Origin of the sequence: Pseudomonas sp. BF-RE-22, from assembly GCF_019956155.1 — a bacterium.
Taxonomy (GTDB): Bacteria; Pseudomonadota; Gammaproteobacteria; order Pseudomonadales; family Pseudomonadaceae; genus Aquipseudomonas; species Aquipseudomonas migulae.
In genome coordinates, this window is record NZ_JAHBDD010000009.1 from 1 (window position 1) to 17,031 (window position 17,031).

Sequence of the window (17,031 nt, forward strand, 5' to 3'; positions counted from 1 at the left end):
GCTCGCCATTTCATCCCGGCCCGGAGCGCTTGATCGACCTGATCGACGACGAACGCATCAACCGTCAGGGCCCCATCGCCAGCAAGCCGGCTCCTACAACGGGGTGTGTTTCAAGTGTTGAGTTCCGGCCGATCCCGAAATTGCTCCAGCGCTTCGGGATTGGCCAGCGCGTCGGTGTTTTTCACCGGCTGGCCATGCACCACGTTCCTCACCGCCAACTCGACCACTTTGCCGCTGATGGTGCGCGGAATGTCCGTCACCGCGACAATCTTCGCCGGTACGTGACGTGGCGTGGTGTTGGCGCGGATGACCTGGCGGATCTGTTGTTGCAGCGCCTCGTCCAGTTCGACCCCCTCGACCAGTCGCACGAACAGCACCACCCGCACGTCGTCTTGCCATTGCTGACCGATGGCCACGCTGTCGGTGACTTGCGGGACTTTCTCCACCTGACGGTAAATCTCCGCCGTGCCGATGCGCACGCCACCGGGGTTGAGCACCGCGTCCGAGCGCCCATGAATCATCATCGCGCCGTGAGCCAATTGTTCGGCGTAGTCGCCCTGGGCCCAGACGCCGGGGAACAGGCTGAAATAAGACGCGCGCAGTTTTTCCCCGGTCGGGTCGTTCCACAGGCCGACGGGCATGGCCGGAAAGTGTCGGGTGCAGACCAGTTCACCTTTTTCGCCAATCACCGCGCGGCCGGCATCGTTCCAGACTTCGACCGCCATCCCCAGGCTCTTGCCCTGGATTTCGCCGCGACGCACCGCCAGCAATGGATTGCCGTTCACGAAGCACGAAACGATGTCGGTGCCACCGGACATCGACGCCAGGCACAGGTCGGCCTTGAGGTCACGGTAGACGTAGTCGTAGCTTTGCGGCGATAGCGCAGAACCGGTGCACAACAAGGTTTTCAGCGTGCCGAGATCATGGCTTTGCCGAGGCTTCACGCCGTTGCTTTCCAGGGTCGCAAGGTACTTGGGACTGGTGCCGAACACGCTGATGCGTTCGTCGTCGATCAGGTCGATCAAGCGCTCCGGGCCGGGATGAAATGGCGAGCCGTCGTACAGCACCACGGCGCTGCCGACGGCCAGGGCTGACACCAGCCAATTCCACATCATCCAGCCGCAAGTGGTGTAGTAAAACAAGCGGTCGCCGGGCCCGAGGTCGCAATGCAGGCCGTGTTCCTTGACGTGCTGCAACAGCACGCCGCCGGTGCTGTGGATGATGCATTTGGGCACGCCGGTGGTGCCGCTGGAATAGAGGATGTACAGCGGATGGGCGAAAGGCACGGCAACAAAATCCGGCTCGCCGCCCGGTTCGTAGAACGCATCCCAAAGCGTCACGCCTGCGTGGGTGCGGAAGTCTTTGATGTGCGTCTGGGGTCGTGCGTAAGGCACCACGATCAGCTGTTGCAGCGACGGCAGGCGTTCAAGGATTTCGTTGACCTTGGCGCTTTGGTCGATGTCTTTGCCGGCATAACGGTAACCGGCGCAGGTGATCAGCACTTTCGGTTCGATCTGGCCGAAGCGGTCGATGACGCCCTGGGTGCCGAAGTCCGGCGACGAACAGGACCAGATCGCCCCGAGGCTGGTGGTGGCGAGCATGGCGACCAGGGTTTGCCAGGTGTTCGGCATGCACGCGGCGACGCGGTCGCCAAGGCCGACACCGACGGCGATCAAGCTGTTTTGAAAACCGGCGACATGCTCGGCCAGTTCGGCCCAGGTCAGTTGTTCGCGCTGACCGTTTTCGCCAATCGCAATCACGGCGACGGCATCGTCACGACGGCGCAGCAAGTGTTCGGCAAAGTTCAGGGTGGCGCCGGGAAACCACTGGGCGCTGGGCATGTGATCGCCTTCGATCAGCACAGCATCCGGTTGCGTGTGGAAACGGATGTCGAAGAAATCGACGATGGCTTGCCAGAAATCGACCCGTTGATCGATGGACCATTGGTGCAGGGCGGCGTAGTCGGCAATGTCGAGGTGGTGGCGCTGATTGATGGCGCGCCGGAAGGCGTCCATGCGGGTCTTGGCGATGCGTTTGGCGTCAGGTTGCCAGAGGATGTCGGACATTTTTTGCCTCTTCTTTTATCTTCAGATCCATTCGCCAGCAAGCCGGCTCCTACAGGTCATGCGTCGATCATGAAAACACCGATAACCTGTAGGAGCCGGCTTGCTGGCGATGAACGATAACGCGGTCTATCGCCCAATCACTGCGCCAACCACCCACCATCTATATTCCACGCCGCGCCCCGCACTTGGCTACCGGCCTCACTGCACAAAAACAGCACCAGCTCACCCAGCTGAGGCGGCGTAACGAACTCCAGCGACGGCTGCTTCTCGGCCAGCAAATCGTGTTGCGCCTGCTGCGGATCAACCCCTTTGGCGATGCGGTCGTCAATCTGCTTCTGCACCAACGGCGTCAACACCCAGCCTGGGCAGATGGCGTTGCAGGTGACGTTGGTCGTGGCGGTTTCCAGGCCGACCACCTTGGTCAAACCGATCACCCCATGCTTGGCTGCGACGTAAGCCGCCTTGCCCACCGAACCGACCTGGCCATGCACCGAAGCGATATTGATAACCCGTCCCCAACCCTTGGCGCGCATGCCTGGCAGGCTCAAACGGGTGCTGTGAAACACCGACGACAGGTTGATCGCAATGATCGAATCCCAACGCTCCACGGGAAAATCTTCCACCGATGCAACGTGCTGAATGCCGGCGTTGTTGACCAGAATGTCCACGCCGCCGAACTCGTGCTCGGCGTAGGCGATCATGTCGGCAATCTGCGCCGGGTCGCTGACATCGGCGGGGTGATGACCGACCTTGCCGCCGAACTGTTCAACCTCGGCAATCACTGTGGAGGCATCGCCGAAACCGTTGAGAATCAGGTTGGCGCCTGCCTTGGCCAGGCTGAGGGCGATGCCCAGGCCGATGCCGCTGGTGGAGCCGGTGACCAGTGCGGTCTTGCCTGAAAGAGTCGTCATGAATACCTCACACAATGCCAGTGGCGTAGAAAGTACCGATCACCACAAAAACCGCCAGGGTCTTGATCAGCGTAATACAGAAAATGTCTTTGTAGGCTTCGCGGTGGGTCAGGCCGGTCACCGCCAGCAAGGTGATGACCGCGCCGTTATGCGGCAGGGTGTCCATGCCGCCACTGGCCATCGCGGCGACGCGGTGCAGCACTTCCAGGGGAATGTTCGCCGCATGGGCCGCAGCGATGAAGTCATTGGCCATGGCCGCCAGCGCAATGCTCATGCCGCCCGATGCAGAGCCGGTGATGCCGGCCAGCAGGGTCACGGTGATCGCTTCGTTGACCAGCGGGTTGGGAATGCTTTTGAGCCAGTCGGCCAGCACCAGAAAGCCCGGCAAGGACGCGATCACCGCACCAAAACCGTATTCGGACGCCGTGTTCATTGCTGCCAGCAATGAACCGCTGACTGCACTTCTGCTGCCTTCGGCCAACTTGCCGCGAATCGCCTGGAAGCCGAACACCAGCACCATGATGATGCCGACCAGCAACGCAGCCTGAACCGCCCAGATCGCCGTGAGTTTGGCGACATCGGTGGTTACCGGTGCGGCCATGCCTGGCAGCGCGAGGCTGTGGGTCTTGCCGTACCACTGGGGAATCCACTGGGTAAACAACAGGTTCATGATGCCGACGGCCAACAGCGGCGACAGCGCGATCCACGGATTCGGCAGTTTGATGTCGGCGGCGGTTTCCGGCTCGTTGCGCAGGTCGGTGCCGTAGCCTTCGCCCGAAATCTGAGCCTTGTTGCGCTGGCGCTGCAGAAACGCCATGCCGGCGCAGACCACGAAGATTGCGCCGATCAAACCCAGCCACGGCGCCGCCCACGCGGTGGTGTTGAAGAAGGTGCTGGGGATGATGTTCTGGATTTGCGGGGTGCCGGGCAGGGCGTCCATGGTGAACGAGAAGGCGCCGAGGGCGATGGTCGCCGGGATCAGGCGCTTGGGAATATTGCTCTGGCGGAACATCTCGGCCGCGAACGGGTAGACCGCAAACACCACCACAAACAGCGACACGCCGCCGTAAGTGAGCAGGGCGCAAACCAGCACGATCACCAGCATCGCCTGACGGGTGCCGAGCAGGCGAATCGCCGCCGCAACGATGGAACGCGAGAAACCCGACAACTCGATCAGCTTGCCGAACACGGCGCCAAGCAGGAACACCGGGAAATACAGTTTGATGAAGCCGACCATTTTCTCCATGAACACCCCGGTGAAAGCAGGGGCGACGGCGGAAGGGTCGGTGAGCAGGACGGCGCCGAGGGCGGCAATCGGGGCAAAGAGGATAACGCTGTAGCCACGGTAGGCCGCGAGCATCAGCAGCGCGAGGGCTGCCAAGGCAATGATCACACTCATGGTGTGTCTCCTGGATTGTTATTTTTGTGGGGTGAAACGGTGTGGGGGAGGGCTTTAGCGAGAATTGTGCCAAGGTGGCAACATGTTGAAATATAAGGATATTTATTGTTTTTTCAGAGGCGGACGAACGTATTTGTCTCTGTTTTGAGAATTTTTGTGGTTTGGAGGCCGCCATCGCCAGCAAGCCGGCTCCTACAGAAGATCGCGTCAACACCGAAACCCTGTAGGAGCCGGCTTGCTGGCGATGAGCGCAAAGCGCTCCAAAAATATGTCTGTAAATAGAGATCTATGTCTCGTTATAGAGACTCAGCAATCCCCAACGCCACCATCTTCTTGTACAACGTAGACCGCCCAAGCCCCAGCCGCGCCGCCGCCTCAATCACTTTTCCCCCGCATTGCGCGAGGGCCGATTCAATCAACTGCCGGTCAAACCGTTCACGCGCCTCACTGAACGTCTCGTGTGCCACCGACTCAACCTTTAAAGGCGCCACACGCTCCACCGGCGTAAACGTACCAATCGCCGCGCGGATATCGGTCGCGTTCAGCATCAGGTCGTCACTGAGCAATGCCGCCCGTTCCAGCACGTTGCGCAACTCGCGAATGTTCCCCGGCCAGGCGTGTCGGGCGAGCAACTCCAGCGCTTCGCGGTTCAGCTCGTGCTGACTGCGCAACTCCTCAAGGATGGCTTCACTGAGTGCCGGCAAATCATCGAGACGATCACGCAGCGGCGGCACCTGGATCGGCAGCACATTGAGGCGGTAATACAAGTCGGCACGAAACTCGCCGCGTTTGATCGCCGCTTCAAGGTCGGTGGAGGTCGCGGCGATCACCCGCACATCGCTCTGAATTACTTCGTTGGACCCGACCGGTTCGAATTCCTTTTCCTGCAACACCCGCAGCAGCTTGCTTTGCAGCGGCAGCGGCATGTCGCCGATTTCATCGAGAAACAACGTACCGCCCTGAGCAATCTGCAACTTGCCGACGCGGCCCTTGCGATCAGCCCCGGTAAACGCGCCGGGGGCGGTGCCGAAGAACTCGGCCTCGAGCAGAGCCTCGGGAATCGCTGCGCTGTTGATGCTGACGAAAGCCTTGTGCGCACGGGGTGATGCGCCATGAATCGCCTGCGCCAGCAGTTCTTTGCCGGTGCCGGTTTCGCCGAGCAGCAAAACGGGGGAATCAGCACTGGCGCTGCGTCGGGCGCGGCGTTTGACTTCGAGGCTGGCCGCGCTGGTGCCGATAAAATGCGCGAAGTTGTACTTGGTCTGCCGTGCCCGCAGCAGCGAGCGGGTGGAGGCCAGTTCTTCCTGCATGCTCATGTAGCGCTTGAGCATCGGCGACAGGCTGCGCAACTCATCGAACAACGCAAAACCGATGGCGCCGATCACCACGCCGGCGTCGTCGTGGATCGGCAGGCGCATCACCACCAACGGTTCTTTGGGGGTGTCCTGCATGTCGAGCAGAATCGGTCGGCCGGTGCGCACCACTTCCCGTAGCAGGCTGCCGGGGATCACACTTTCGCAGGCCTTGCCGATGGCCACTTGCGCCGATTCCAGACCGAAGCGTCGGGCATAACGTTCGTTCATCCAGACGATGTTCGCGTCGCGATCGACAATCACCGTGCCTTCGCTGGACTGCTCGATGATCTCGAACAGCGAACGGATCGCCAACAGACGAACGCGCTGGTAATCCTTGAGGCTTTCGGTGGTGTTCATGGGGTCATGTCCAGAATGTGTGTGTCTGTGCGGGCCTCTTCGCGGGCAAGCCTCGCTCCTACAAATCACCTCGATCTTGTAGGAGCGAGGCTTGCCCGCGAAGGCAGCGACGCGATTTTATGCCTGTTGCAGATGCGCCGCCGCCAACAGCTCTTTGGTGTACGGATGCTGCGGTGAATCAAACACGTCGTGGCTGGCGCCGCTTTCCACCACTTTGCCGTCCTTGATCACGATCATGTCGTGGGCGAGGGCGCGCACCACCGCCAGGTCGTGGCTGATAAACAGATACGTCAGGCCGTGTTTTTCCTGAAGCTGGCGCAGCAGCGCGACCACTTGTTTCTGCACGGTGCGGTCCAGCGCCGAGGTCGGTTCGTCCAGCAGGATCAGCGCCGGTTTCAGCACCAGCGCCCTGGCGATGGCGATGCGTTGGCGCTGGCCGCCGGAGAATTCGTGGGGGTAGCGATGGCGGCTTTGCGGGTCGAGGCCGACTTCCTGCAGGGCCCGAATCACTTCGGCCTTGCATTCGTCCGCCGTCAACTGGCTATGCACTTCCAGGCCTTCACTGATGATTTGTGCCACGGACATCCGTGGGCTGAGGCTGCCGAAAGGGTCCTGGAACACCACCTGCATTTTCTTGCGCCATGGTCGCAGTTGCTTTTGCGTCAGGCCGTCCAGCGCCTGGCCCTGAAAGCGAATGCTGCCTTCGGAGTCGAGCAGGCGCAGGATCGCCTGACCCAGTGTCGACTTGCCCGAGCCGGACTCACCCACAATGCCCAATGTCTTGCCGCGCTGGACATTCAGGCTGATGCCGTCCACGGCATGCAAGTACGTTTTGCGCTGAAACAGCCCGCCACCGAGGGGGAAGCGCACGCAAAGATTGTCCACTTCCAGAACGTTCTCGCGCTCGTCACGGGGCAGTGCCTGGCCTTCCGGTTCGGCGTTCAGCAGTACGCAGCTGTAGGGATGTTTCGGCTCGGTGAACAGTGTTTCGCACGGTGCCTGTTCGACGATTTCCCCGGCCTTCATCACGCACACACGCTGAGCGATGCTGCGCACCAGATTGAGGTCATGGCTGATCAGCAGCAATGACATGCCGAGCCGCTGTTGCAGGGACTTGAGCAGGATCAGGATCTTGCGCTGCACCGTAACGTCGAGCGCAGTGGTGGGCTCGTCGGCAATCAACAACTCTGGCTCGCAGGCCAGCGCCATGGCGATCATCACCCGTTGCCGCTGGCCGCCGGACAGTTGATGCGGATACGCCTTGAGCCGCTCTTTGGGTTTCTGTATGCCCACGAGGTGCAGCAGCTCCAGAATCCGCTCCTGCGCAGCTTTGCCGGTCAGGCCCTTGTGCAGCAGCAGGGTTTCACCGATCTGCTTTTCAATGCTGTGCAGCGGATTGAGCGAGGTCATCGGCTCCTGGAAGATCATGGCGATGCGGTTGCCCCGCAACTCTCGCAAAACCCTGGACGAAGCGCCGAGCAACTCCTTGCCGCGATAGCGGACGCTGCCGCTGGTTTCGGTGCCGGTCTCGGGCAGCAGTTGCAGGATCGAGTGCGCGGTCACCGATTTGCCGGAACCCGACTCACCCACCAGCGCCAGGCATTCACCGGGGCGGATGTCCAGACACAGATTGCGCACCACGGTCTCGCCGCTGAAGGCCACGCAGAGGTCACGGATTTCGATCAGGTTGTTACTCATATCAACAGTCCGCGTCAGGATCGAGGGTCAAAGGCATCTCGCAACGCCTCGCCGATAAACACCAGTAAAGACAGGATCAGCGCCAGGGTGAAAAACGCGGTCAGCCCCAGCCACGGCGCTTGCAGGTTTTGCTTGCCCTGACCGATCAACTCGCCCAGCGAGGCACTGCCGGCCGGCATGCCGAAACCGAGGAAGTCCAGCGCGGTGAGCGTCGAAATAGCCCCGGTCAAAATGAACGGCAGGTAGCTCAGCGTCGCGTTCATCGCGTTGGGCAGGATGTGCCGCACGATGACTTTGCGGTCGGTCAGACCCAGTGCCCGCGCAGCCTTGACGTATTCGAGGTTGCGCCCGCGCAGGAACTCGGCACGCACCACGTCCACCAGTGCCAGCCAGGAAAACAACGCCATGATCCCCAGCAGCCACCAGAAATTCGGCTCGACAAACCCCGACAGAATGATCAGCAGGTACAGCACCGGCAGACCCGACCAGACCTCCTGCAAACGCTGGCCGATCAGGTCGACCCAGCCGCCGTAATAGCCTTGCAGCGCGCCGGCGGCGATGCCGATCAGTGCGCTGACAAAGGTCAGCATCAGTGCAAACAGAATCGACACCCGCGCGCCGAAAATCACCCGTGCCAGCACGTCGCGAGCCTGGTCGTCGGTGCCCAGCCAATTCACATTCGACGGTGGACTTGGTGCCGGTTTGTTCAGGTCGTAGTTGGGCGTGTCGTCGCTGAACGGGATCGGCGGAAACAGCAGCCAGCCGCCGTCCTTTTTGATCAGCTTCTGTACATAGTCACTGCGGTAATCCGCCTGGAACGGCAGTTGCCCGCCGAACGCCTGCTCGGTGTAGCGCTTGAACACCGGGAAGTACAACGAGCCCTGATAACTGACCACCAGCGGTTTGTCATTGGCGATCAGTTCGCCGCCGAGGCTCAGCAGAAACAGGCCGACAAATAGCCACAGCGACCACCAGCCACGGCGGTTTTTCTTGAATCGGTCGAAACGGCGGCGCGCCAACGGCGAAAGCTTGAACATCAGGCATTCCTCGCGGCGAAGTCGATGCGCGGGTCGACCAGTGTGTAGCACAGGTCGCCGACCAGTTTTATCAGGAGGCCGAACAGCGTGAAGATGAACAGCGAACCGAACACCACCGGATAATCCCGCGACACCGCAGCTTCATAACTCATGCGGCCCAGGCCATCGAGGGAGAAGATCACCTCGATCAGCAACGAGCCGGCGAAAAATACGCTGATGAACGCCTGGGGAATGCCCGACACCACCAGCAGCATGGCGTTGCGGAACACGTGGCCGTACAGCACGCGACGTTCGCTCATGCCTTTGGCGCGCGCCGTGACCACGTACTGACGGGTGATTTCATTGAGGAAGGAGTTTTTGGTCAGGATGGTCAATGTGGCAAATCCACCGATGACCAGCGCCGTGACCGGCAATACCAGGTGCCAGAAATAGTCGGCGATCTTGCCCACGGTGGACAGCGAGTCGAAATTGTCCGAGACCAGGCCGCGCACCGGAAACCAGTTCAGCGACGTGCCGCCGGCGAACACCACGATCAGGAACATCGCAAACAGGAACGCCGGCATCGCGTAGCCAATGATGATCGCGGTGCTGCTCCAGATATCGAATTGGCTGCCGTGGTGCACGGCTTTGCGGATGCCCAGCGGGATCGACACCAGATAGGTGATCAGCGTGGCCCAGAGCCCGAGGGAAATGGTCACCGGCATTTTTTCGAGGATCAGGTCGGTGACCGTGGCGCCGCGGAAAAAGCTTTTGCCGAAGTCCAGTCGCGCGTAACTGGTGAGCATCAGCCACAGGCGTTCATGGGCCGGTTTGTCGAAGCCGTATTGCTTTTCGATTTCCTTGATCAGTTGCGGGTCGAGGCCGCGACTGGCTCGCGAACTGCCGCTCATGACCTCGCCGGAACTGCCGCCGACGCTGGCGCCGCCGATGCCTTGCAGGTGCGCGATCGCCTGTTCAACCGGGCCGCCTGGCGCGGCCTGAACGATGACGAAGTTGACCAGCAGAATGATCACCAGGGTCGGAATGATCAGCAGCAGGCGCCGCAGAATATAAGCCCACATCAGTGCGGCCCTCCGGGTTTGCCGCGCTTGATCAGTTCGGCGGTCATCTGTTGGTTGGTCAGCGGCGTGGTGCTCACTTCCCACCAGCTCTCGATGGCTTCGTCATTGGCTGCTTGTACGCTGGGAATGCCGAAACGGTTCCACCACACGGTCGAGCTGCCCGGCGGGTAATAGTTGGGAATCCAGTAATAGTTCCATTGCAGTACCCGGTCGAGGGCATGGGCGTAGCGCAACATGTCGGCCTGGGTGGTGGCGCGCACCAGACCGTTGACCAGCGTATCGACCGCCGGATTCTTCAACACCATATAGTTGTTGGAGCCCGGATCGTTGGCCGCTGCCGAACCAAAATAGTTATTCAACTCGTTGCCCGGCGAAGTGGTGACCGGGTAGCCGGTGACGATCATGTCGTAATCGCGGGACATCAGGCGATTGACGTATTGGGAGGAGTCGATGCGGCGAATGTTCAGGTCGATGCCGATCTGCTTCAGCGTGCGCTTGTAAGGCAGCAGCAAACGGTCCATCCCGTTCTGGCTGACCAGGAAGGTAAAGCTCAGCGGCTGGCCCTCGGCATTCACCAATTGATCGCCATCGGGTTTCCAGCCGGCCTGTTCGAGCAAATCCAGTGCTTGCAGTTGTTTGTCGCGGATCACGCCACTGCCGTCGGTTTTCGGCGCTTCGAAGACTTTGGTGAACACCTCGTCGGGGATCTGCCCGCGCAGCGGTTCGAGAATCGCCAGTTCGGCGGCATCCGGCAGGCTGCGGGCGGCGAGGGCGGAGTTGGAGAAGAAACTCTGTTGGCGGATATACATATCGCGCATCATCTGCCGGTTGCTCCATTCGAAATCCCACAGCATCACCAGTGCCTGGCGGACGCGGCGGTCCTGGAACATCGGGTTCTGCAGATTGAACACAAAGCCCTGGGCCGATTGCGGCGCTTCTCTGGCCAGGTGCGCCTTTTGCAGGCGACCGTCGCTGAGGGCCGGGCTTTCGTAACCGATGGAGTAGGCGGTGGCGGAGAATTCGCGGTTGTAGTCGTAGGCGCCACCGCGCAGCACCTGACGCGCGACATCGGTATCACCGAAGTACTCGATGCTGAAGTGATCGAAGTTGTACAGCCCGCGGCTGACCGGCAGGTCCTTGCCCCACCAGTCCGGATTGCGTTCGAAGGTGATGCTGCGCCCGGAGTCGACCTTGCCCACCCTGTAGGGGCCGCTGCCCAGTGGCGGCTCGTAACCACCACCGCTGGCGAAATCGCGGGTTTTCCACCAGTGTTCGGGAAACACCGGCAAGGTTGCGATGTCGAGGGGCAGGGTGCGGTTTTCATTGCTTTTGAAGTCGAAACGCACCGTCAGCGGGGATTCCACCTCGACGCCTTTGACGTCGGCGAACTGGGTGCGATAACGCAGGCTGCCCTGGGTCATCAGCAGGTCGAAGGTGTAGCGCACGTCTTCGGCGGTGATCGGCTTGCCGTCGGCGAAGCGAGCCTTGGGGTTGAGGTAGAAACGCAGCGATAACCCGTCATCCGAACGCTCCATCTTCTGCGCCACCAGACCGTACACGGTGTAAGGCTCGTCCTGCGAACGCTGGGCCAGCGGCGAATAGATCAAGCCGTCGATCTGCGTCACGCCGATGCCTTTGTCTATATAAGGCAGGACATGGTCGAAATGCCCGATCTCGATCGCCGAGCGACGCATCGTGCCGCCCTTGGGGGCTTGCGGATTGGTGTAGGCAAAATGACTGAAGCCGGCCGGGTACTTGGGCGGTTCGCCGTAGACGGTCAGCGCGTGTTGCGGTGCGGCGTTCACACCGGCGGCGCCCAGTAACAGGGTCACGGCAGTGAACAACAAAACAGGGAAAGCCAGTCGCATTTTCAGCCTTAGAGCCGGGTGATCGATAACCGCAATTTGTACGCTAGCGGCGCGTCCCTCGCCAGTCGTATCACGTACCCGAAACACGACGGCCCACCAAAAGGCGGGCCGTTGTGCATGAAACTACGCGAATGACTTAGTCCTGACGGCTGGTCACTTCGAGCAAGTGGTAGCCGAACTGGGTTTTGACCGGGCCTTGCACGACGTTGATCGGTGCGCTGAAGACCACGGTGTCGAATTCCTTGACCATCTGGCCCGGACCGAACGAACCCAGGTCACCGCCCTGACGGCTGGACGGGCAAGTGGAGTTGGCTTTGGCAACTTCGGCGAAATCGGCGCCAGCCTCGATTTGGGCTTTGAGTTCGTTGCACTTGTCTTCGCTGGCAACCAGGATGTGACGGGCAGTGGCTTTAGCCATGGAAAAATACTCCTTCTAATGTTCAGTAAAGTGCTCAGCCTACCGGATTCAGGAGGCTATTTCTCCTCAAAGTTCCGCCCGGGTCACAGACCCGCCTTGCGCAGACGTTCGGCATGTTCCACGTACAGGTCAATCGGGTCGATGTCTTTGCGAACCCGACCGACTGTCTGGCTGATGCTGTCCAGGTGGTCCAGCGGATAGTCGGAGCGGATCACCTTGCCCAGATGAGAGCTGAAGCGGCCGACCATGCCGTCGTTTTGCTCGGCCTCGATGGTGAAGTACCTGGCAAAAGCACGGGAGCACCCATTCAGTGGGTCAAGTGCGTTGAGCCCTTCATCGAGGAGGTTGCCCTGCAGGGTTCCGCTCCAGGAATAGTAGCGGACGCCGTTAACCCGCTCGCTGCCCTTGCCGCCCCAGGTCTTCGGCAGTCCTTGAGGGTACTTCTCGTTAAATGCGCTGACGCCTTCGGTGGTCAAGGCATTGAGCGCAGCGATCGCGTTTTGCGGCAGGTGGCGGTCGCCACTCAACAAGGACAGGAAGTCAGCGAACAACGTGGCCACCGTGTCGGCGACCTGTTCCGGCAGCTGTCCAGGCGTCAGCGCCTTGCGCAGGAAATCCGCCAGTTCCGAGCCATGGTTGGGCCCGCTGACCGAGGTCACCGACGCAACGATTTGCGGCGCTATCGCTGCGGCATAGCGGGCGGCCAGCGCTCCCTGGCTGTGCCCGATCAGGTTGACCTTGTCTGCACCGGTCCCTTCCAGCACCCGTTCGATCTGTGCCAGAAGCTGGTCACCTCGCGCCTCATTGGTATGGGTAGCCGACAGGTGTGGGATGAACACTCTGGCGCCGGCGCTCCTGAGGGTTTGCTTGATGTCATGGAACAGTTCGAAAGGGCCGATCCGATCGAAACCAAACAGGCCGTGGACCAACAGGATGGGATGGAGGGTGCTTGCATTCCGTTGCATGTTCATACCTTTTCGCGGGAGTTCGTGATGTGTCCGGGGCTCACTCTAAAGCACTCGGACGTTTGCGCGATGTATGAAAAAGCCGCTGTGAATGGGTGAAAACGGAATAGGGAATGTACGAATATTCGAATCAGCAGGAGGCTCTTTTCGGAATGTCCGGACGTCCTTTAATCGGAGGTAGCGCAGAGTTCTGCAATGACCTACCTCCGGAATGTCATTTGCCTGTCAGCCGCGTGCGGTTCTCAGCTGTTCCGCCGCTGAACGCAACAACGTTTCGGTCCCCTCCCAGCCAAGGCAGCCATCCGTCACCGATACACCGTACTGAAGCGACGGACTCAGCGGCTGGCAGCCTTCGAACAGGTGACTCTCAATCATCATCCCGATCAACGAGCGATCACCTTGCAGACGCTGCTCAAGCACATCGTTGAACACCGCCGGTTGACGTAGCGGGTCTTTGCCGCTGTTGGCGTGGCTGCAATCGACCATGATCCGGGCCGGGATCTTCAGTTTGGTCAGGTCGCTGTTCACCTGGGCGACGCTGTTGCGGTCGTAGTTCGGGCCGCGATGACCGCCGCGCAATACCAGGTGAGTGTCAGGATTGCCGGGCGTCTGGATGATCGCGGGGTGCCCCTGACTGTCGACACCGAAATGCCGATGCGGATGAGCGGCCGAGCGCATGGCGTCACTGGCAACACCGACGCCACCATCGGTGCCGTTCTTGAAGCCGACCGGCATGTTCAGGCCGCTGGCCATTTCCCGGTGGATCTGTGATTCGGTGGTGCGGGCGCCAATGGCGACCCAGCTGAGCAGGTCGTCGAAGTACCCGGCGGCCATCGGTTGCAGCAGTTCGGTGGCAATCGGCAGGCCGAGTCGAAGCATTTCGCACATCAGCTCCCGTGACAGGGTCAGGCCACCGGCCATGTCGTCACTGCCGTCCAGGTGCGGATCGTAGGCCAGGCCTTTCCAGCCGACGGTGGTACGGGGTTTTTCGACGTAGGCGCGCATCACCAGCAGCATTTCATCGCTGACGTCGTCGGCGAGGCGGGCGAGGTGACTGGCGTATTCGAGGGCAGACTGCGGATCGTGAATCGAGCAAGGACCGACGATGACCAGTAAACGGGAGTCTTCACCGTTGAGAATCGCGCGGACCGCATCGCGGTGGGCGGCGACTTGCCGGGTCAGGGCGTTGCTGAGCGGCAGTTGCTGTTTGAGTTGCAATGAGCTCGGCAGGCGCAAGGTCAGCGCTTCATTGGCAGGGCTCAGGGTGGACAGCGGCAAAGCAGAGACGGACGAGTTCATGTTCAGGCTTCCTGGGCGGGCGGCGGGTTCGTTCCCGCGCGCTCGGCCCTACTGGGGTGTTCGACAATTGGCCGGATTGGCTGCGTGTGTGTGCTTGCCACCTGTGGGTGACCGATCGGAGGCGGCAGGCTGTCCCGAGCGGAGGCTGCTAAATCGCCAGGCGGTAAAACTGTCGTGACGGTAATAAGTGGCGTAGTTCATGTCGTGAATCCTCAAAATGTCTGTGTTGTTGCTAAAAAGTGTGGGGGCTGAAAAAACAAAACCCCCGGTCGGGAGGCCGACCGGGGGTTGAGAATTCTCTGGTGGCGACCCGTTTAAAGTGGGCGCCGTGTGGGTATCAGGCGCGCCAGTGGCTAAACCAATACCCAAAATAAAAGCTGACCGGAGCGCAAACGACATTCACCCGGGCAGCCGCAACCGAGCGCGGGGCGCTGGCGGAACGAAGCTGTGAGAGGGCGTTGAACATGGTCTGTCTCCGATGGATGCGCCGAGCTTACTAGAGGCCGGTACACGGATTCAATCAGAAATTGCTATTGGTTGCTGGCGGCGTTTTCTATCGCTTGAGTGCGTCGGCGGTTGTGACACACTCGCCGTTTAAACAAAAACACAACGTCACAAGGACGAACCATGACGACGCTGACCATCGCCGCCGCTCAATCAATCTCCATCGCTGGAGACCTGGCCGCCAATATTGCGTGGCATCAACGCTTCATGCAGGTGGCGGCGGAGCAGGGCGTGCAGTTGCTGGTGTTTCCGGAACTGTCCTTGACCGGGTACGAGCGCGGGCTGGCGGCTGAGCTGGCCATTGCGCCGGAGGATTCGGTGCTGCAACCGTTGCGCGATTTTGCGCAGGAAGTCGGCGTAACGACCGTAGTCGGGATGCCTGTTCGTCTGTCGGAGCATTCGCCGGTGTTGATTGGGGCGCTGGTACTGGGCGCCGATGGTTCACTCGGGGTCTACAGCAAGCAGCATCTGCATCCCGGCGAGGAAGTCGCGTTTGCGCCGGGCACTGGCGGTTCGCCCCTGACCATCGGCGGCGATACGATAGCCTTGGCGGTGTGCGCCGATTTTTCCCACGCCAGTCATGCGGCCGCAGCGGCGCAACAGGGCGCCGACCTGTATGCCGCAGGCGTGCTGATCACCGAAAATGGTTACGCCCCCGATACTGCGTTGTTGCAAGGCTATGCCGTCAAACATTCGATGGCGGTGCTGATGGCCAACCATGGCGGTGCGACGGGGGGGTGGGAGTCGGCGGGACGCAGCGCCATCTGGGCATCGGACGGTTCGCTGATCGCTGCAGCACCTGGCACGGGCAATCTGCTGGTCGTTGCTCGCCGTAATGCTGACAGCTGGACGGGGCGCGTCGTCGCCGTCGCGGAGGCCTGATGGGATTCGAATTACGTCCTGCGACATCGCAAGACCTCGACTTTGCTCGTGAACTGACCTGTAAAACCATGCTCCGCTACTACATTCAGCACGATCTGCTGTGGCAGGACGAGGCTTTTGATGTGGCCTGGGCGGGGCGGGAAAACTGGCTGATCGTCCGTGATGATGTACGGCTGGGTTATGTAAGCCTGAGTCGGGATGCAAGGGCCTTGTATATCCGTGAGTTACACGTGCTCGAAGCGTTCCGGGGGCAGGGCGCCGGTTCCTGGGCGATCGATCAGGTATTGGCAATGGCGTGCAAGGAACGACGCCCGGCATTGCGCCTGACGGTTTTTGAAAATAATCCGGCGAAAGCGTTATACGAGCGAAAGGGCCTGGCAGTGGTCGGCAAAGACGAGTGTTTCCTGAGAATGCAGCGCGATATCGATGCCTCGCATCGCTGAAACACGCATGAGACAAGCCTTTCAAGATGTATTGAAACTTTTTATATGACGCTTGCCGCTAGGTCTGCCAGTTGCTTTTTGCTAAGGTGTCGGCAACTCAATAAGACCATATCGCGAGGTGTCTGCTTGATTAGGGTGCTAGTAGTCGATGACCATGATCTCGTTCGTACAGGCATTACACGAATGCTGGCTGACATCGATGGCCTGCAAGTAGTCGGCCAGGCTGAGTCCGGGGAAGAATCCCTGCTCAAGGCGCGTGAGTTGAAACCCGATGTGGTGCTGATGGACGTCAAGATGCCGGGTATCGGCGGTCTTGAAGCCACGCGCAAATTGTTGCGCAGTCATCCGGATATCAAGGTCGTCGCGGTCACCGTGTGCGAGGAAGATCCGTTTCCTACACGTTTGTTGCAGGCCGGGGCCGCGGGCTACCTGACCAAAGGCGCCGGGTTGCCGGAAATGGTCCAGGCCATCCGCCTGGTGTTTGCCGGGCAACGCTACATCAGCCCGCAGATTGCCCAGCAACTGGCGATCAAATCCTTTCAGCCGACCAACGATTCGCCCTTCGACGCACTGTCGGAGCGGGAAATCCAGATCGCGCTGATGATTGTCGGCTGCCAGAAGGTCCAGATCATTTCCGACAAACTGTGCCTGTCGCCCAAAACCGTGAACACCTACCGTTACCGAATTTTCGAAAAGCTTTCGATCAGCAGCGATGTCGAATTGACGCTGTTGGCAGTTCGTCACGGCATGGTTGATGCCAGCCTCTGA

General features: G+C 60.5%; 14 protein-coding genes. 3 read left to right on the forward strand and 11 right to left on the reverse strand.

Translation table 11 applies throughout. The annotated features are described in order from the left end of the window. Nucleotides 1-110: 110 nt before the first annotated feature. The 11 genes from KGA82_RS05655 to KGA82_RS05705 all read right to left on the reverse strand — a co-directional run bounded on the left by KGA82_RS05655 (nucleotide 111) and on the right by KGA82_RS05705 (nucleotide 14,434). A complete protein-coding gene (locus tag KGA82_RS05655; RefSeq protein ID WP_223449880.1) occupies nucleotides 111-2,066 on the reverse strand; it encodes an acetoacetate--CoA ligase in 1,956 nt (651 codons plus the stop codon). A 137-nt stretch (nucleotides 2,067-2,203) separates the two neighbouring features. After that, the gene (locus tag KGA82_RS05660; RefSeq protein ID WP_223449882.1) at nucleotides 2,204-2,977 is read right to left on the reverse strand and encodes a 3-hydroxybutyrate dehydrogenase; all 774 of its coding nucleotides are present in this window, start codon (nucleotides 2,975-2,977) and stop codon (nucleotides 2,204-2,206) included. Nucleotides 2,978-2,984: 7 nt separating this feature from the next. Beyond that, nucleotides 2,985-4,376, reverse strand: a complete 1,392-nt coding sequence (locus tag KGA82_RS05665) for a GntP family permease (RefSeq protein ID WP_008037115.1) — start codon at nucleotides 4,374-4,376, stop codon at nucleotides 2,985-2,987. Nucleotides 4,377-4,672: 296 nt separating this feature from the next. Continuing rightward, the gene (locus KGA82_RS05670) at nucleotides 4,673-6,088 is read right to left on the reverse strand and encodes a sigma-54 interaction domain-containing protein (protein WP_223449887.1); all 1,416 of its coding nucleotides are present in this window, start codon (nucleotides 6,086-6,088) and stop codon (nucleotides 4,673-4,675) included. 117 nt (nucleotides 6,089-6,205) lie between these two features. Further along, nucleotides 6,206-7,786, reverse strand: coding sequence for an ABC transporter ATP-binding protein (locus KGA82_RS05675; protein ID WP_223449888.1), 1,581 nt, complete (start codon nucleotides 7,784-7,786; stop codon nucleotides 6,206-6,208). A gap of 14 nt (nucleotides 7,787-7,800) precedes the next feature. Then, nucleotides 7,801-8,823: an ABC transporter permease gene (locus KGA82_RS05680; RefSeq protein WP_223449890.1), complete on the reverse strand. Its 1,023-nt coding sequence runs from the start codon at nucleotides 8,821-8,823 to the stop codon at nucleotides 7,801-7,803. Next, on the reverse strand, nucleotides 8,823-9,884 hold the full coding sequence (locus tag KGA82_RS05685; RefSeq protein ID WP_223449892.1) for a microcin C ABC transporter permease YejB: 1,062 nt from the start codon (nucleotides 9,882-9,884) through the stop codon (nucleotides 8,823-8,825). Before KGA82_RS05685 ends, KGA82_RS05680 begins: the two co-directional genes overlap by 1 nt. Continuing rightward, a complete protein-coding gene (locus KGA82_RS05690) occupies nucleotides 9,884-11,752 on the reverse strand; it encodes an extracellular solute-binding protein (RefSeq protein WP_008037108.1) in 1,869 nt (622 codons plus the stop codon). The genes KGA82_RS05685 and KGA82_RS05690 overlap by 1 nt, the downstream gene beginning before the upstream one ends. Before the next feature lie 136 nt (nucleotides 11,753-11,888). Next, nucleotides 11,889-12,170 carry a peptidylprolyl isomerase gene (locus KGA82_RS05695; RefSeq protein ID WP_008029538.1) on the reverse strand — a complete coding sequence of 94 codons (282 nt, stop codon included), beginning with the start codon at nucleotides 12,168-12,170 and terminating at the stop codon, nucleotides 11,889-11,891. A gap of 83 nt (nucleotides 12,171-12,253) precedes the next feature. Next, nucleotides 12,254-13,135: an esterase/lipase family protein gene (locus KGA82_RS05700; protein ID WP_223435702.1), complete on the reverse strand. Its 882-nt coding sequence runs from the start codon at nucleotides 13,133-13,135 to the stop codon at nucleotides 12,254-12,256. A 225-nt stretch (nucleotides 13,136-13,360) separates the two neighbouring features. After that, nucleotides 13,361-14,434 carry a 3-deoxy-7-phosphoheptulonate synthase gene (locus KGA82_RS05705; protein ID WP_223449897.1) on the reverse strand — a complete coding sequence of 358 codons (1,074 nt, stop codon included), beginning with the start codon at nucleotides 14,432-14,434 and terminating at the stop codon, nucleotides 13,361-13,363. 627 nt (nucleotides 14,435-15,061) lie between these two features. Between KGA82_RS05705 and KGA82_RS05710 the strand changes: the two genes are divergently transcribed. From KGA82_RS05710 to uvrY, 3 genes are all read left to right on the forward strand, one after another. Continuing rightward, complete coding sequence (locus KGA82_RS05710) at nucleotides 15,062-15,820, forward strand: carbon-nitrogen hydrolase family protein (protein WP_223449899.1); 759 nt, start codon at nucleotides 15,062-15,064, stop codon at nucleotides 15,818-15,820. Beyond that, complete coding sequence (locus tag KGA82_RS05715) at nucleotides 15,820-16,263, forward strand: GNAT family N-acetyltransferase (protein ID WP_223449900.1); 444 nt, start codon at nucleotides 15,820-15,822, stop codon at nucleotides 16,261-16,263. The genes KGA82_RS05710 and KGA82_RS05715 overlap by 1 nt, the downstream gene beginning before the upstream one ends. Nucleotides 16,264-16,389: 126 nt before the next feature. Next, nucleotides 16,390-17,031, forward strand: a complete 642-nt coding sequence (gene uvrY / locus KGA82_RS05720; protein ID WP_008015884.1) for a UvrY/SirA/GacA family response regulator transcription factor — start codon at nucleotides 16,390-16,392, stop codon at nucleotides 17,029-17,031.

Excerpts from the sequence above, each read along its gene's own strand:
- KGA82_RS05655 (WP_223449880.1), bottom strand. The coding sequence starts at position 2,066 with ATGTCCGACATCCTCTGGCAACCTGACGCCAAACGCATCGCCAAGACC.
- KGA82_RS05660 (WP_223449882.1), bottom strand. The coding sequence starts at position 2,977 with ATGACGACTCTTTCAGGCAAGACCGCACTGGTCACCGGCTCCACCAGC.
- KGA82_RS05665 (WP_008037115.1), bottom strand. The coding sequence starts at position 4,376 with ATGAGTGTGATCATTGCCTTGGCAGCCCTCGCGCTGCTGATGCTCGCG.
- KGA82_RS05670 (WP_223449887.1), bottom strand. The coding sequence starts at position 6,088 with ATGAACACCACCGAAAGCCTCAAGGATTACCAGCGCGTTCGTCTGTTG.
- KGA82_RS05675 (WP_223449888.1), bottom strand. The coding sequence starts at position 7,786 with ATGAGTAACAACCTGATCGAAATCCGTGACCTCTGCGTGGCCTTCAGC.
- KGA82_RS05680 (WP_223449890.1), bottom strand. The coding sequence starts at position 8,823 with ATGTTCAAGCTTTCGCCGTTGGCGCGCCGCCGTTTCGACCGATTCAAG.
- KGA82_RS05685 (WP_223449892.1), bottom strand. The coding sequence starts at position 9,884 with ATGTGGGCTTATATTCTGCGGCGCCTGCTGCTGATCATTCCGACCCTG.
- KGA82_RS05690 (WP_008037108.1), bottom strand. The coding sequence starts at position 11,752 with ATGCGACTGGCTTTCCCTGTTTTGTTGTTCACTGCCGTGACCCTGTTA.
- KGA82_RS05695 (WP_008029538.1), bottom strand. The coding sequence starts at position 12,170 with ATGGCTAAAGCCACTGCCCGTCACATCCTGGTTGCCAGCGAAGACAAG.
- KGA82_RS05700 (WP_223435702.1), bottom strand. The coding sequence starts at position 13,135 with ATGCAACGGAATGCAAGCACCCTCCATCCCATCCTGTTGGTCCACGGC.
- KGA82_RS05705 (WP_223449897.1), bottom strand. The coding sequence starts at position 14,434 with ATGAACTCGTCCGTCTCTGCTTTGCCGCTGTCCACCCTGAGCCCTGCC.
- KGA82_RS05710 (WP_223449899.1), top strand. The coding sequence starts at position 15,062 with ATGACGACGCTGACCATCGCCGCCGCTCAATCAATCTCCATCGCTGGA.
- KGA82_RS05715 (WP_223449900.1), top strand. The coding sequence starts at position 15,820 with ATGGGATTCGAATTACGTCCTGCGACATCGCAAGACCTCGACTTTGCT.